Here is a 15,233-nt window from a genome sequence, read left to right as displayed (position 1 = left end):
AATTAATATGCCAAGAAGTCATAAATTAGAAGATGTAAGAAACATCGGTATTGCTGCTCACATTGATGCAGGTAAAACAACAACAACAGAGAGAATTCTTTTCTATACTGGTGTTGAGCACAAAATCGGTGAGGTTCATGATGGTGCTGCTACTATGGACTGGATGGAGCAAGAGCAAGAGCGTGGTATTACAATTACTTCTGCTGCAACTACTTGTGAATGGCAAGGGAAACAGATTAACATTATTGATACTCCGGGACACGTTGACTTTACTATTGAAGTTGAGCGTTCTATGCGTGTACTTGATGGTGCTGTTTCTGTTTTCTGTGCTGTTGGTGGGGTTCAACCACAATCTGAGACTGTATGGAGACAACGTAACCGTTATAAAGTTCCTTCAATTGTTTTCGTTAACAAAATGGACAGAACGGGTGCAGATTTCTATGAAGTAGAGAAGCAAATTCGTGAGCGTCTTAAAGGTAATCCAATGCCTTTCCAACTGCCAATCGGTGCAGAAGACAAGTTCGAAGGTGTAATTGATCTTGTAAAAATGAAAGAGATTGTTTGGGATGAAGATGCAGCAATGGGTTCTGCATACCACGAACAAGATATCCGTCCAGAGCTTCAAGAGATTGCTGACGAGTATAGAGAAAAAATGCTTGAAACACTTTCTGAAGTTGATGGTAATGACGAATTTGCAATGAAGTTCTTAGAAGGTGAGGAGATCACTGAAGATGAGATCAAAGCTGCAATCAAAGCTGCAACACTTGGTATGGCAATCGTTCCAATGACTCCAGGTACTGCATTTAAGAACAAAGGTGTTCAGACACTTCTTGATGCTGTTGTAGATTATTTACCTTCACCAGTTGAGGCAGAGCCTATTACTGGTACTATGATGGATGATGAAACAAAAGAAGTTGTTGTAGAATCTACAGACAACGGACCATTTGCTTCACTTGCATTTAAAATTATGACTGACCCATTTGTTGGACAGCTTACATTTATCCGTGTTTACCGTGGATCTTTAGAGTCAGGTTCTTATGTTCACAACTCTACAAAAGATAAAAAAGAGCGTATTGGTCGTATCATGAAAATGCATGCTATCAAGCGTGAAGAGGTAAAAGAGATCTACGCTGGTGAAATCGGTGCGGTTGTTGGTCTTAAAAACACAACGACTGGTGATACTCTTTGTGATCCAGAAGAAAAAGTTGTACTTGAAAGAATGGATTTCCCGGATCCGGTTATCTCTGTTGCGGTTGAACCAAAAACAAAAGCTGACCAAGAGAAAATGGGTATCGCACTTTCTAAACTTGCTGCAGAAGATCCATCTTTTAGAGTTCACACTGATGAAGAGACTGGTCAAACAATTATCTCTGGTATGGGTGAGTTACACCTTGAAATCATCGTTGACCGTATGAAACGTGAGTTCAAAGTTGAAGCAGAAGTTGGTGCTCCACAGGTTTCTTACCGTGAAGCGATTCGTGATGAAGTTGATGAAAACTACAAATATGCGAAACAATCTGGTGGACGTGGACAGTATGGTCACGTTGTATTCAAAATGAAACCTGCTGAAGCTGGTGCTGGACTTGTTTTCCATAACGATATCAAAGGTGGGGCGATTCCAAGAGAATACATTCCTGCAGTTGAAAAAGGTTTCGAAGAAGCTATGCAGGGTGGTGTACTTGCCGGTTATCCAATCGAAGATGTTGAGATCAGTCTTTATGATGGTACTTACCATGATGTCGATTCAAATGAAATGGCATTTAAACTTGCTGCTTCAATGGGATTCAAAGAAGCTGCTAAAAAAGCAAATCCTGCGATTTTAGAGCCGATTATGAAAGTTGAAGTTGAAGTTCCTGAAGAGTATATGGGTGATGTTATCGGTGACCTTAACCGTCGTCGTGGACAAGTTAACAACATGAGTGACCGTGCTGGTAACAAAATTGTTGATGCTTTCGTTCCATTATCTGAAATGTTTGGTTATTCTACTGACCTTCGTTCAAATACTCAAGGACGTGCAACATACTCTATGGAGTTCGATCACTACGAAGAAGTTCCAAGAAATGTTGCTGAAGAGATTATCAAAAAACGTAACGGGTAATTTCTAAACCTCTTTTTATTTGCAACACTTTTGTATGAAAGTGTTGCAAACTTCATTCTTATTTAATAAAAAATAAAAAATTTGTTATAATTGCCTCAAAAAATATAGGTAAATTTTATGCGTAACTTTTTTATATTTCTACTACTGAGTACTCTTTTGTTAGCACAGAACCCGGTTGCTTTTGCCGCATTAGGTGATGTTATCTATAATAATGTCGATAAAATCGAAAAACTTAAAAATATTGATGAGTATAAAATCTACGATAAAAAGATAGATAAGTATGTAGAAGATGTAAAAAAAGCAAAAGAAGAGGGTTTTGCTTTAGAGACTGGTTCTAATGCTGTTTCAAAGAAAGCATACCTTAATAAGCTGCGTGAGCTTGTAAAAACAAATGACTTTTTTGTACGCTCGGTTGCAAGCTCATATGAAGCTGCAAAAAAACATGAAAAAAGCAGACTTTTCTCACAGATAATCAATACAGGTCTCCTTGATACCCAAGAGCGTAAAAAAGAGATAATTGACTACTACTTTGCACATCAGGAAGATATGAATGCAACAGGACTGATTCAAACATACCTAGATGAAGATGCAAAGTTAAGAGCAAAAAAAGAGGCACAGCAAAAAAGAATTATGTCGAAAAAAGAAAAAGAAGCTGAGCGTATTCGCCGTATCAGAGAAAATGACAAGCGTGAAAAAGAGCGTTTGGAGAAAAAACTCCAAGAAGAGCTAAAAAAGAAAAAAGAGGAAATCAGAGAGTATCAAAAAAAGGAACTCTCTAAAACCATTTAAAGGGCTCTTGCTCGTTTGGTCTGCCCTCTAGCGTGAGGTAAGGCTTATACTCTGCTTTATAGGCAAGTGATGGACACTCTTTTACATAGTAGCCTAAATAGATCCATTTTTTACCAGAGTTTTGTGCATATTTTATTTGATTGTACAAAGAGAGCTTACCAAGAGAGTACGATGCAAATTCCGGGTCATAATAAAAATAGATGGATGAGATTCCATCTTCTAAAATATCTATCAAATCAACTGCAATGAGTTTGTTTTCAAAGAAGTAGAGTACTTCATATCCAAAATCTTCATGTCCATTAACAAAAGAATTATAGTAATGATCAGGTGAGGTTTTATTATAATCCCATCCTTTTTTTTCATGCATATAAAGATGATATTTTTCAAAAATTTCCAGATGTTCATGAGAGAGTGTTGGTTTTTGAATGTAAACACGTAAATCTTTGGCTTTTCTCATCACTCGTCTTGCAGATTTTGAAAAGCTATAGTTCTCTACATCAATCTTAATACTTTTACACTCATCACACCCCTCACATATAGGTCGGAAGTACATTTTACCAAAACGTCGAAAGCCTCTTTCAATAAATTCTTGGCACGAGTGAGCTGAACAATTATCGATGACTTTGTAATGCATAGTCTGCTCTTTTCCTTCAAGGTATGAGCATTTATCACCCAGTAAAAATTCTTTAAGTAGATTCATACTCCGATTTTGACATAATAAAGTTTACACATAGCAAAAAAAGGAACGATAGTTTGGAATTTTTTAAAAAACATCAAAAAGAGATAATACGAGTAGTTGGAGCACTGTTGTTAATAGCTGGATTTGTGATAAACTTTTGGGTAACACCTCAAAAAGCAATGAGTGCAAATGAGATTGCTGCTGCAAACTTAGCACGTATGCAGGCAAATGTTGTCGGTAGTAATACTAAACAGGTCAAAAAGCAAGTGGATACTTCTCACATTTCAAAAGCACTTCAAGCTACACGAAAAAAGCAGATGAAGTATCTGACAATTTTTTCTATGATACTCGGAGCACTCTTTTTAGCATATAGTTTTTTAAAAAAGGAAGAGTCCTAAGAACGATTTGTCGCTATTAAGACACCTTCTATCATCTTGTCTATATCTCCATCAAGAATAGCGCTTACATTAGAGTAGGCTTCATTAGAACGTGTATCTTTGACCTGCTGGTAAGGCTGCATGACATACGAGCGAATCTGATGTCCCCAACCTATCTCACTCTTGGCAATGCCTGCCTCTTTGGCTTTTTGTTCTTCAAGTTCCAGCTCATAAAGACGTGATTTTAACATCTTCAGTGCTGTTGCTTTGTTCTTATGCTGAGATCTGTCATTTTGGCACTGTACAACTACGCCTGTAGGAATATGTGTGATACGAATAGCAGATTCGGTTTTATTAACATGCTGTCCACCAGCACCACTTGCACGGTAGGTATCAATACGGATATCTTTATCTTCGATAACAATATCAATATCATCATCGATTTCAGGTGAGACCATGACAGAACTAAATGAAGTATGACGTTTTGCATTGGAATCAAATGGAGATATGCGAACAAGTCTGTGGATGCCATTTTCCACTTTTAAGTATCCATAAGCATTCTCACCTTTGATAAGAATAGTAGCATCTTTAATGCCTGCCTCTTCTCCTGTCTGATAATCCAGTACTTCGACTTTAAAATCATGTCTTTCAGCCCAGCGTTTATACATACGAAGTAGCATTGCGGCCCAGTCTTGGCTCTCTGTTCCACCAGCTCCGGGATGGATAGACAAAATAGCATTATTGGCATCACTCTCACCGCTTAGTAGTACTTCTATCTCCATAGCACGAATCTGTTCTTCTAACTGTGGAGCATCATCATAAAGAGCCTGTAGAGACTCTTCATCATTCTCTTCTTTTGCCATCTCATAGAGCTCTTTGGCATCTTCTACAGCAGATTTTGCAATATTGTACTTTTCAAGTTTGCGTGAGAGCTGGGTTTTTTCTTTTTGAATCTTTGCGGCACGAGCTGCATCATTCCAAAATTCAGGATTGTTCTCAAGCTCTTCTATCTCACGCAGACGAGACTCGATTTTTTGTGGCTCTACAACATCTGTAATATTTTGCATCTTAGTTGTAATATTTTTTAAAAGTTCTGTATATTCGTAATTGTCCATGCTTAGCCTATATGAAAAAATCTCTGATATAATTGCACCATTATATTATATTGGGACTTAAAATGAAGACTATTTCCTCTGCATTGGAATTAAAAGCATATCTGAGAAATGAGAATAAAACCATAGGCTATGTACCAACTATGGGAGCACTCCATGAAGGGCATATCACACTTATCAAAGAGGCTAAAAAAAATAATGAAGTAGTTGTAGTCTCCATTTTTGTCAATCCTACACAGTTTTTAGCGGGAGAGGATTTAGATAAATATCCTCGTCGTGATGAAGCAGATAAAAAGATATGTGAGCTTGCAGGTGTTGATGTTTTGTTTATGCCGCAAGCTGATGAGCTCTATTTTGAAGATGAAGTAAAGATTGTCGCTCCAAATGTTAGAGGTTATGTACTAGAGGGTGCAACACGTCCAGGACACTTCAGTGGAGTACTGCGTGTTGTGATGAAGCTTTTAAATATAGTAAACCCGACAAATGCTTACTTTGGAAAAAAAGATGCACAGCAACTCAACTTAATTGAGTTAATGATAAAACAGTACTTTATGGACGTGAATATTGTCCCGGTTGATACAGTAAGAGATGCAGATGGTCTTGCACTGAGTAGTAGAAATGTCTATCTCTCAAAAGAGCAGAGGCAAGAAGCACTCAAAATTCCAAAGTCACTCTATGAGGCTTCAAAAATGGTAAGTCGAGGCATAGTGAATGTCGCAGAGATTAAAGAGCAGATGCTAAAAATCTTAGAACCACTTGAGATAGGTTATGTTGCAATACTCTCACGTGAGTTTGAGCCAATTGATGAGGTTGTGATAGGGGAGAGCATTATACTCGTTGAGGCTTTAGTCGGCGATACACGCTTACTCGACAATATTTGGCTCTAAGTATCCTTCTTCTATCATAACATCGACTGCTTGTTTGAAAACAGGAACGGCAGTTTGGGCAGCGAACTGGCTCTTTTTTGGTTGGACAACGATAACACCGATTGTATAGTTGTGAGTTTTGTCATTGGCAAATCCGATAAAGGCAGTATTGTATTTTCTTACATATTTGCCTTTTTCAACAATATGTGCAGTACCGGTTTTACCACCAATTTCCAAACCAGGCGTGATGGCTTTTTTTCCTGTTCCTTTATTGACTGTTTTGATAAGGATTTTTTTCACTCTTTGGGCAGTAGCTCCTCGTAGGACCTGCTGTTCTTCAAAAGGTTCTATCTTTTTTTCTTGATGATATTCATCAATATAACCAGTGACAATCTGCGGTGTTACCATCTTCCCGTTATTGTTAAAGACACTGTATGCTCGCATTAACTGCATGAGATTTGAACGAATCCCATAACCGTATGCACATGTTGCTTTGTATATCTCATTTTCCAATCGTTTTGAAGATGGAATAAAGCCGACTTTTTCATAGATAAGATCAGGTGTGGACTTTTGTGCAAATCCAAACTTTTTAAGACCATTGTTAAACTCATATCCTGAGAGCTTTTGTGCAAGTTGTGCAATCCCAATGTTTGATGAGTAGACGATGACATTTTCAGCACTCAACCAATCAAATTTATGCTCATCTGTGATGACTTTTCTTCCCATCTTAAAACGACCGTTGTGGCCATTGACCAGATCATAAGGATTTACAAGTTTATGTTCAAGCAGAAGAGAAAAAGTGATAGGCTTTAAAACACTTCCCGGTTCAAAACTATACTCAATCATTCCCGAGTTTAATGAAGGGTAGTCTTTTTTTCTAATTGACTTTGGAAGATATCTGTTTGAGCTAGCCATACTGTAAACTCTTCCTGTGTGTGAATCCATAATGGCTATCATAATCTCTTTTGCATTGAGTTCTATTTTCATAGTGTCAAGCAGTTTTTCTATACGAATCTGCAATGCGACAGGAATGCTTAACTTAATATCTAAACCATTTATCTTTGGTTTTGTAAAACTCTCTTTATTGAGGATGATGTAACCGTTTACATCACGTTTGCCACGTGAGAAACCATCTTGACGAGCAGCTAAATCAGCATCAAATCTTTTCTCTAGCCCTTTTACCCCTTTGATGGCCGTGTAACCGTTGTCTTCTACTTTGTGAGGATACCCGATAATCGGAGTAAGAAGATTGCCATAAGGGTATCTGCGACTCTCTCCACTCTCAATGATACTCAAACCATGAATGGAACGCAGTCCTGTTCGTGGGTTTTTCAGCTCTAGAAAAACTTTAAAACGGCGTAGCTCATAAGAGAGCTTTTTAAGGTACTGTGCCTGAATTTGAGGAATGTTGTAACTTAAAACTACTACACCTTTGCGACGCGAGAGACGTTTTTTAATGGCTTTTGATGTCATACCGGAGTAGATACTAAAGAGCTCTATAAAAAGTTCTCTTTTTTGTGGGTCAATATAACGGGTATCAACGACTGCTTTGTAGAGTTTTTTTGTTGTAGCTATATGGAAACCATCTGCAGAGATAACAGTGCCTCGCTGTGCACGTGAAGACTCTTTTGTATAGAGTGATGGAATATGACGGCTTTTGACAACAGTAAAAAGAATAACACTTAAAAATGCTATAAATGCTAAAGATATAAGAAGATAGAGAAGGAGAATTTTCTTTGATTTGTTTCGATTGACCATTAAGTTATTAGAGTTGTGTTCTACCTATCTCTTTGTATGCGCTCAGTGCTTTGTTTCTGATCTCTAGCATAAGTTTCATACTTGTTTCTGCTTTTCCAATCGCTAAAGCTGCTTGATGGAGGTCTTTTACCTGCCCCGTCGCTAAGTCTGCAATAGCCTGTTCACTCTCTTTTTGCATATCATTGACTTCATTGATAGCAGATTTGAGGTGCTCGGCAAAAGCTTCACCACCTGTTTTTGCTAAAGACTCTTTTTGTTTTAGTAAATCAGCAGTAGATGTTGATGAAATCTCATTTATATTACTCATGCTTTTCTCCATAAATTATTGCAGTAAAGATATCGCAGAATTTGCCATATCTTTTGCACTCTGAAATGCTGCAACGTTAGCTTGGTAAGAGCGGGTTGCTTCTACCAAATCGGCCATTTCCACAACAGGGTTAATGTTTGGATAGGCTACATAACCGTTCGCATCTGCATCAGGGTGGTTTGGTTCATACTTCATAAGTGGTTTTGCATCATCACGTACCACTTTATCAACTATAACACTCATTATAGCAGGATTTACCTTTTTGCCAAATTGATTTTCATCCAATGGATCTGAATATGCTGCACTTTTTGTTTTATCAGCCAACATATCATTATATACATCATTAAAGTTGATTGCTTTAAAGATGACCTCTTTACGACGATAGGGTCCACCTTCATCAGTACGTGTGGTTTGCGCATTGGCAATATTACTAGATATTGCATTTACTCGAACACGTTGCGCAGAGAGTCCATATCCGCTGATATCAAAACTGTTTAAAAAATCACTCATTAGTTAACCTTTGCAGAAGCGTCAATAACACTTGTAAAAATTGCTGAATCTTTTTTGTTTGCCATTACAAGGGCATTGAACATGATAGAGTTTTTACTCATCTCTGTTGTTTCAACATCCAAATCCACTGAGTTTCCGTCATTACGTGCCATATGTCCATCTCGGAAATATAATGTCGGTTGTAAAGCACTTCCTTCTTCTTTTGGTGTTAAATGTTTCGCATTCGTACGAGCCATTTTCAGTTGATGTGAGTTTTCTTTGTAAAGTTCATTTTTTTTAGCAATCAGTGCTTCTTCAAAACGAACATCACGCGGTTTATAATAAGGAGTATCTGCATTGGCAATATTAGATGCTATTATATCTTGACGAGCTGCACGATAGTCCATAGCCTGTGCTAAGAGACCATGTGTTTTAGAGATTTCAATACTCATAAATACTCCTTGTTGAGATGTAACACTAAACAAGCAATTTTTATTCCAATTATTAATTAATCGCTGTAACCTGAACAACTCTTTGGAACCCAGATTTTAATCTGGGCTATATGTGACTTTAAAGCCTAAAATACAAGGCTAAAATCTCACTTTCAAGAAGAATCAGTGCTTTTTTGTTGAATTAAATGTATCACAATATGGCGAGTTTTCGGTGAACTTAGATGAAGTTTACTACTTTTCAGGAAATATTAATAAAAATAGTCTCATAATAGTCTTTAAGATTACAAGAGTAGTCCAAATTTTTTAATTACAAGGAGTTCTTATGAAAAGAGCTGGTTTTACAATGATCGAATTGATCTTCGTTATCGTTATCTTAGGTATTTTAGCAGCAGTTGCTATTCCAAAACTTGCAGCGACACGTACGGATGCAGGTGTATCTAAAATGTCTTCAAATATCGCAACTGTGGTTAGTGATGCGGGTGCATATTGGACTGCAAATGGTGCATGGCCAACGAATTGGTCTGATGTAACGAATGTTTCGCTTCAAACAGCAGCAGGTGGTACAACACAATCTACAGTTATTACTGCTTCAGCATTCCTTAATGCGGGTACTACTAATGCTAATCAAGGATGTTTTCAGTTGGATACTACGACTGATGGAAACTTGACTGTTACTGCACTGGCAGCAGGAACTGACCCTGTTTGTGTAGGTGCTAAAGCCGCTGCATTAAAAAATAATATTTCTGCTGCAGATGGTACAGCAAAGGTTCATAGTTTTGGCGGAACAAGTGTAACATACTAGTCCAATATTATATGAAATTCTCACTCTTTGAGAGTGAGAATTACTCTCTTCTTTACCTGTCTTCTAAATATTAATTTCAAATTTTACTTATTAAAATTATGTTACTATTGTGCATGTTTATTTAAAGGGGAAATTGAATGAAACATGGATTTACGATGATAGAACTTGTCTTTGTTATAGTTATTTTAGGAATCTTAGCGGCTGTTGCTATTCCAAAGTTAATAGCAACTAGAACAGATGCAGAGATTTCTAAAGTTGCAGATAATATAATGACTGGTGCGGGGGAAATAGCTTCTTATGCGATGTCAAATGCGAAAACAGAAAATGATTTAAAACTTATGTCGAAGGGAATGAAGGTTTTAGAATCTTCAGGTTATGCTACACTTACTACAAAAAAAGCTGTTATCGCGATGGGAAGTGTCAGTAATTGTTTAACATTAGAAATACTGACAGGTACTACAGATGATAATTTAACCATCTCTTTAGGTACCGCTGGAAATGATACTAAGTGTTTGGCTCTTCAATCTGCAATAGATGCTGCAAAGTATCCAATGAAACTAAGGGGAACGAATGTTACATACTAAAAAAGCTTTCACGATGATAGAGATGGTGTTTGTCATCGTTATTTTAGGGATTTTGGCAGCAATAGCAATACCAAAATTTGCAGCTACAAGAACAGATGCACAGATAGCTAAAGGGCGTTCTGATATTTCTGCCATACGTTCAGCTATTATGACGGAGCGTCAAAGTAGACTCATAAAAGGAGATTCTAGCTGGATTCCACAGTTGAGTGATAACAATACGACACTTTTTACAGGGAGTGATGCTAATCATACCCTCCTTCTCTATGGTGTTTCATCCGGAAATACAGATGGGCATTGGAGAAGAGCAGCAATCAATACGTATGTATTTCGTGTAGGTGGGCAGGATTGTACTTTCACTTATGACGGTGCAGGAAAATTCACTTTAAGTGCTGCACAGCCTGCTATCTGTGATAATCTTGTAAACTAATAAATAATAAAAATTGTATTACTACAAAATCTCTATCATAGGTTCTCCTTTAGAGCCATTTACTTATTCAAGCTCTGATAATATTTCTTCTGGTACCCTTCTCGTAGTAGAGTTTAATAATCGACAAAAAAAGGGTGTTGTCATTGAAAAAACCCAAAAACCAGACTTTGAAACAAATGAGATTTTAGAAGTTCTGGATCTTTTTTACTCTTTAGAGCAGATGAAACTTGCGAGGTTTATTGCTTCATATTATATCTGTTCACTTGGTGATGCTTTTTCTTTGATGGTTCCATTTCAAGAGAAAGAAGAACAACAAGAAGATACGCAGAAATGTTTTGAGAACTCTAAAATCATACTCTCTTCAAGACAGGAAAATGCATTCAACTTTTTAAAACAGCATAAGGTTTCTTTACTTTTTGGAGATACCGGTAGCGGTAAGACAGAAATCTATATGAAATATTTTGAAGAGGTTTTAGGTGAGGATAAGAGAGCACTTTTCTTAATGCCCGAAATCTCTCTGACACCGCAGATGTCTAACAGACTGCAAGAACATTTCGGTGGGCATTTTGTTATCTGGCACTCTAAACTCACCCCTTTACAAAAAAGAAAAGCACAAGAGAAGATAAGAAGTGGTAAAGCAAAGATTATTGCAGGGGCGCGTTCTTCTCTCTTTTTACCTATTAGAGATTTAGGGCTTATAGTTGTGGATGAAGAGCATGATGAGAGTTATAAATCATCCGCGCGACCACGTTACAATGCACGTGATATTGCAATTTATATGGGAAAGATCTATGATATACCTGTAGTGCTTGGAAGTGCGACACCATCACTTGGTTCTTATGTGAAATTTCCTCACATTAGGCTCAAAGGTGGACATTTCAGTTCAAAAAAAGAGTTTATCTATGAAGCGCATACTGAAGAGATTACACCTTTAATCGAGAGTCACTTACGTGAGGTTTATGAAAAAAAAGAGCAATCCATTGTTTTTTTACCCACTCGTGCAAATTTTAAGTATTTGATTTGTGGAGATTGTGGATATACCTTTGAGTGTGCATTCTGTTCTGTTGGAATGAGTCTGCATCAACACTCACGTGCACTGAAATGTCACTACTGTAATTTTACACAGGCAATACCACAGGTTTGTCCTGAGTGTCACTCTTCTCATCTTGTCAGTTCAAGACTAGGAACTGCCGAGGCTATGAATATCATAGCAGAGCTTTTGCCAAGTGCAAAACTTGAACAGTTTGACAGAGATACTATCACTACGGCTGCCAAGTTAAAAAAAATATTGAAGCGTTTTAATGATAAAGAGAGTGATATCTTAGTCGGTACGCAGATGCTTAGTAAAGGGCATGATTATCATGATGTAACTTTAGCAGTTGTTCTTGGGATGGATAATCTTTTAAGTATGCCAGACTACAGAGCTCGTGAAAAAGCGCTCTCATTACTCATTCAAGTAGCAGGGCGCAGTGGTCGTTCCAAAGATGCAAAAGTGATAGTGCAGAGTTTTAATGAGGATTTTTTTCGTACCTATATTGAGAGATATGAAGATTTTTTAGAAGAGGAGAAACTCTTTCGCCAAGAACTCTATCCTCCATATAAGAAACTTTGCCGCATTCTTTTTGCACATAAAAATGCCCAAAAAGCACAAGAAGCTATGCGTGAGATGGAAGGAAAATTGCGAAATTTTCAAGAGTTAGAGATTGTAGGTGCAAAAAAATGTGCGCTTGAGAAAGTAGCGAATAAATATCGTTATGAGATACTGCTACGTTCTGCTAAAAGTACTGATATTATACAAGCTGTACGTGCTTCTATGGTACCGTTGGCAGAAGTGGATATGGATCCTATAGAGTTTGCTTGAGTTTTGTGTTGAAAAACCAGTAAAAAGCTAAAGAGACACCGGTTGTTTTTTGATAGGACTCATCAAAAAGAAAATCTTTTGCATTTTCATATGCTATGCTGATAACCTCTATCTCTTCATCATGAATCCCGCCACCCTCATTTACTCGCATACTCTCATCAATTTGTGCGTAATAGAGTGTCTGATGTGTTCCAGATATGCCAACAGAGGTATAAAAGGAGCTGATTTTTTCAATATTTTCCAGTGGCACATCATAACCACACTCTTCTAAGATTTCCTCTTTTGCTATCTGAACATTTGAGCATTTTTTATCAACGATACCTGCACAGAGTTCATACATATAACCATCATCAGGATTTTTATTGAGTACTGTTACCCGTAACTGTTTTACAAGGATAAAAGCATCTTTTTCTTTATGGTAAAGAAGCACTGCAACACTATCATGACTGATAACAGCCTCCCATCGTTTTTTAATGCCTTTTTGAATATAGTTTATCTCTATGGGCTTGATGAACTTTGTCTCTTTGAGCTCTTGGATAGACTCTATTTTATCCATTGTTTTTGTCCATGAAATGAATGTAAGAGATATTTTCAAATGGTGGGAGCTTTTGAAAAGGTGTTTGGTTGCCCAGATGAAGTTCAACACTCTCATCATAATTTTTCTTCAGACGTAAAAATGCTTTTTTCTCTTTGCCTCTGAGTTTTTTTGTTGTAACTTGTACAACACGCAGTGGATTAATGGCACGACCGCGTTTTCTAAGTTCAAAATGCAGATGTGGACCGGTTGAACGGCCGGTATTGCCTACATAGGCAATGGTCTGTCCTTTTTTGACATATTTACCACGATGTATGCCTCTACGAAAAGATTTTAGGTGGGCATAGCGTGTTTCATAACCGTCATTATGTCTTATTTTTATAAGGTTTCCATAGCTACCAAGCCGTGCAGCATAGACAATTCGCCCGCTTCCTGCAGCTATCACGGGAGTTCCTCTTCGGGCGGCGTAATCAACACCTAGATGGGCTTTCCATTTATGCAGAACCGGGTGCCATCTTCTTTTGGTAAAATAGGATGAAATACGCGCACCACGAACAGGACGAGCGAGTAAAAACCCTTCAACTTCATGTGCTTTTTCATCATAATAACGTCCATCATCATTGAGATAGATATAGTGGCGTTTATGATTCATCTCTATCATGGCAACTTTGAGTGTAGGCATGGAAAAAGGGCGTCCTAGACGGTACTTTTGTTCATAGATCATTACAAGTCTATCGCCTTTGCGGATGTCATTTTTAAAATTAAGAGAGTGTTTAAAACTTGCAACAAAGATTTGAGCGAGCTTTTTACTCCCTGTCTCTTTTAAAATATTGTACATTGGAGAGCTCGTAATTATTGTACTGAAGGCTTCTGTTTTGGTGGTACTGATAATTGGGATGGCTTCAAATTTGTAAGAGTTTTTATCTTTATAGATGTGGATTTGCAGTTCATCATTGAGTGGAAGTAGGATCTGTTCTATTAGACCATTATCATCTTTTAAAATTTGATAATGCACTCCAGCACGCATCTCTTCTGTAAGTCTTTGGTCATCTTTGTCAAGGTTGTAATAGAGCTCTCGAATAGGAAGATTGTGATTTTCTAAAAAGATCAGATAGGTTTCCCCGTTTATCCATCTATACCTTTCCACAACGGAAGAAAAGAGGGATGTTGCCAGTAAAAAAAGTATGAAAAATCGTATCATTAATATTAGCCTGAAATAAATAATGTGCAAAGATTATCAAATTTTTGATTAATATGAGGTTTGTTTGATATAATCGCACTATATTAATAGAAAGTTGAACAATGAAATATACGATTTTACTCATTTTGATGGTTTCACAGATGATGGCAGCTGTGATGAAAGCCCCAATTCTTACTGTTGACAATGATAAAGCACTTGCTACGATAGAGATTGACCATATTGATGTAGGAGTGAGTGGTTTTGTAGTCCATCATATCACACCCGAGCACAGTGTGATTTTGAAAAATGCAACAGTTATGGCATATGATAAAGCCAAAAAAATTGCAACAATTAAAATGAGTGAATTTAATGCACTCCGAAACAACTCTCTGCCATATGGAAAGTATAAACCAGAAGTCGGTGATACGGTAGAGCTTGCTTTTGGGTACTCTCGTGCGCTCTTAATCGCTCCAACTGAAGAGATATATCATCAAATCTCAAAAAGTGTGCGTATTCAGTGGATACATCCAGACCTTTTTGCAACGGTACTCTCTTTTGCTGGGCATCCGACACCGCTTCAGGAAGATTTTACGAGTTTTGCAAATGCTGCAAGTGTTGGACTACTTTTTATCTACTTGGATAAAAAAGTCTATACAGTGGACATTAAGAGTTTTACAATTTTAAATATTACAGATGCCTCTTTTGAAGCCAAGAAAAAACAGACACCTTTTTATACACGTGTAACAAAAATCGATGCTGCTTGGTGGGGTGAAGGGAGTGATGAGATGGAGAATTATGCTCCGCACTATTATAAGCTTTTAGTGCAGAACAATAAAAAGAACAAAGCACTCTATGAGATAGTAAAAAGTCATAAAGAGTTAGTAGATTTAGTTACTGAATTTAAGATAGGAAAATAG

The 15,233-nt window shown here is 37.3% G+C and carries 17 protein-coding genes; 9 read left to right on the top strand and 8 right to left on the bottom strand.

Features of this window, described 5'->3' with window-relative positions; genetic code table 11:
* Positions 1-7 precede the first annotated feature (7 nt).
* Both fusA and ES948_RS04200 read left to right on the top strand, forming a co-directional pair.
* Positions 8-2,098, top strand: coding sequence for an elongation factor G (fusA, locus tag ES948_RS04205; RefSeq protein ID WP_152183691.1), 2,091 nt, complete (start codon positions 8-10; stop codon positions 2,096-2,098).
* 117 nt (positions 2,099-2,215) lie between these two features.
* Entirely contained in the window at positions 2,216-2,887 is a 672-nt protein-coding gene (locus tag ES948_RS04200) for a hypothetical protein (protein ID WP_152183690.1), read from the top strand.
* Here ES948_RS04200 and ES948_RS04195 read toward each other — a convergent pair.
* Positions 2,874-3,587, bottom strand: a complete 714-nt coding sequence (locus ES948_RS04195) for an arginyltransferase (protein WP_152183689.1) — start codon at positions 3,585-3,587, stop codon at positions 2,874-2,876. The two genes, ES948_RS04200 and ES948_RS04195, sit on opposite strands and share 14 nt — an antisense overlap.
* 53 nt (positions 3,588-3,640) lie before the next feature.
* On the opposite strand from ES948_RS04195, the gene ES948_RS04190 reads away from it, so the two are divergent.
* Positions 3,641-3,964 carry a hypothetical protein gene (locus ES948_RS04190; RefSeq protein ID WP_152183688.1) on the top strand — a complete coding sequence of 108 codons (324 nt, stop codon included), beginning with the start codon at positions 3,641-3,643 and terminating at the stop codon, positions 3,962-3,964.
* Here ES948_RS04190 and prfB read toward each other — a convergent pair.
* Positions 3,961-5,058: a peptide chain release factor 2 gene (gene prfB, locus ES948_RS04185; protein ID WP_152183687.1), complete on the bottom strand. Its 1,098-nt coding sequence runs from the start codon at positions 5,056-5,058 to the stop codon at positions 3,961-3,963. The two genes, ES948_RS04190 and prfB, sit on opposite strands and share 4 nt — an antisense overlap.
* A gap of 62 nt (positions 5,059-5,120) precedes the next feature.
* Here prfB and panC point away from each other — a divergent pair, with 62 nt between their 5' ends.
* Positions 5,121-5,942 carry a pantoate--beta-alanine ligase gene (panC, locus tag ES948_RS04180; RefSeq protein ID WP_152183686.1) on the top strand — a complete coding sequence of 274 codons (822 nt, stop codon included), beginning with the start codon at positions 5,121-5,123 and terminating at the stop codon, positions 5,940-5,942.
* On the opposite strand, the gene ES948_RS04175 is transcribed toward panC, so the two are convergent.
* Genes ES948_RS04175 through flgB form a run of 4 tightly spaced genes read right to left on the bottom strand, consistent with a single transcriptional unit; the run spans position 5,919 to position 8,927 of the window.
* Positions 5,919-7,679, bottom strand: coding sequence for a peptidoglycan D,D-transpeptidase FtsI family protein (locus tag ES948_RS04175; protein WP_152183685.1), 1,761 nt, complete (start codon positions 7,677-7,679; stop codon positions 5,919-5,921). The two genes, panC and ES948_RS04175, sit on opposite strands and share 24 nt — an antisense overlap.
* Before the next feature lie 7 nt (positions 7,680-7,686).
* Positions 7,687-7,986, bottom strand: coding sequence for a flagellar hook-basal body complex protein FliE (gene fliE / locus ES948_RS04170; RefSeq protein ID WP_152183684.1), 300 nt, complete (start codon positions 7,984-7,986; stop codon positions 7,687-7,689).
* A 15-nt stretch (positions 7,987-8,001) separates the two neighbouring features.
* Positions 8,002-8,496, bottom strand: coding sequence for a flagellar basal body rod protein FlgC (flgC, locus tag ES948_RS04165; RefSeq protein WP_152183683.1), 495 nt, complete (start codon positions 8,494-8,496; stop codon positions 8,002-8,004).
* Entirely contained in the window at positions 8,496-8,927 is a 432-nt protein-coding gene (gene flgB / locus ES948_RS04160) for a flagellar basal body rod protein FlgB (protein ID WP_152183682.1), read from the bottom strand. Before flgB ends, flgC begins: the two co-directional genes overlap by 1 nt.
* Positions 8,928-9,249: 322 nt before the next feature.
* Between flgB and ES948_RS04155 the strand changes: the two genes are divergently transcribed.
* The 4 genes from ES948_RS04155 (at position 9,250) to ES948_RS04140 (ending at position 12,601) form a co-directional block, all read left to right on the top strand.
* The gene (locus tag ES948_RS04155; protein ID WP_152183681.1) at positions 9,250-9,729 is read left to right on the top strand and encodes a type II secretion system protein; all 480 of its coding nucleotides are present in this window, start codon (positions 9,250-9,252) and stop codon (positions 9,727-9,729) included.
* Between the two features lie 137 nt (positions 9,730-9,866).
* Positions 9,867-10,313, top strand: coding sequence for a prepilin-type N-terminal cleavage/methylation domain-containing protein (locus tag ES948_RS11145; RefSeq protein ID WP_281346797.1), 447 nt, complete (start codon positions 9,867-9,869; stop codon positions 10,311-10,313).
* Entirely contained in the window at positions 10,300-10,740 is a 441-nt protein-coding gene (locus ES948_RS04145) for a prepilin-type N-terminal cleavage/methylation domain-containing protein (protein ID WP_152183680.1), read from the top strand. Before ES948_RS11145 ends, ES948_RS04145 begins: the two co-directional genes overlap by 14 nt.
* Positions 10,741-10,753: 13 nt before the next feature.
* A complete protein-coding gene (locus tag ES948_RS04140) occupies positions 10,754-12,601 on the top strand; it encodes a primosomal protein N' (RefSeq protein WP_152183679.1) in 1,848 nt (615 codons plus the stop codon).
* Here the strand turns inward: ES948_RS04140 and ES948_RS04135 are convergent.
* Both ES948_RS04135 and ES948_RS04130 read right to left on the bottom strand, forming a co-directional pair.
* Complete coding sequence (locus tag ES948_RS04135; RefSeq protein WP_152183678.1) at positions 12,585-13,157, bottom strand: NUDIX hydrolase; 573 nt, start codon at positions 13,155-13,157, stop codon at positions 12,585-12,587. The genes ES948_RS04140 and ES948_RS04135 overlap by 17 nt on opposite strands.
* Positions 13,150-14,337 carry a M23 family metallopeptidase gene (locus ES948_RS04130; protein ID WP_152183677.1) on the bottom strand — a complete coding sequence of 396 codons (1,188 nt, stop codon included), beginning with the start codon at positions 14,335-14,337 and terminating at the stop codon, positions 13,150-13,152. Before ES948_RS04130 ends, ES948_RS04135 begins: the two co-directional genes overlap by 8 nt.
* A 101-nt stretch (positions 14,338-14,438) precedes the next feature.
* On the opposite strand from ES948_RS04130, the gene ES948_RS04125 reads away from it, so the two are divergent.
* Positions 14,439-15,233, top strand: a complete 795-nt coding sequence (locus ES948_RS04125; RefSeq protein WP_152183676.1) for a plasminogen-binding N-terminal domain-containing protein — start codon at positions 14,439-14,441, stop codon at positions 15,231-15,233.

This window comes from Sulfurimonas indica, from assembly GCF_009192995.1.
In the GTDB taxonomy this organism is placed as follows: domain Bacteria; phylum Campylobacterota; class Campylobacteria; order Campylobacterales; family Sulfurimonadaceae; genus Sulfurimonas; species Sulfurimonas indica.
This window is presented reverse-complemented; position numbering and strand designations above follow the sequence as displayed.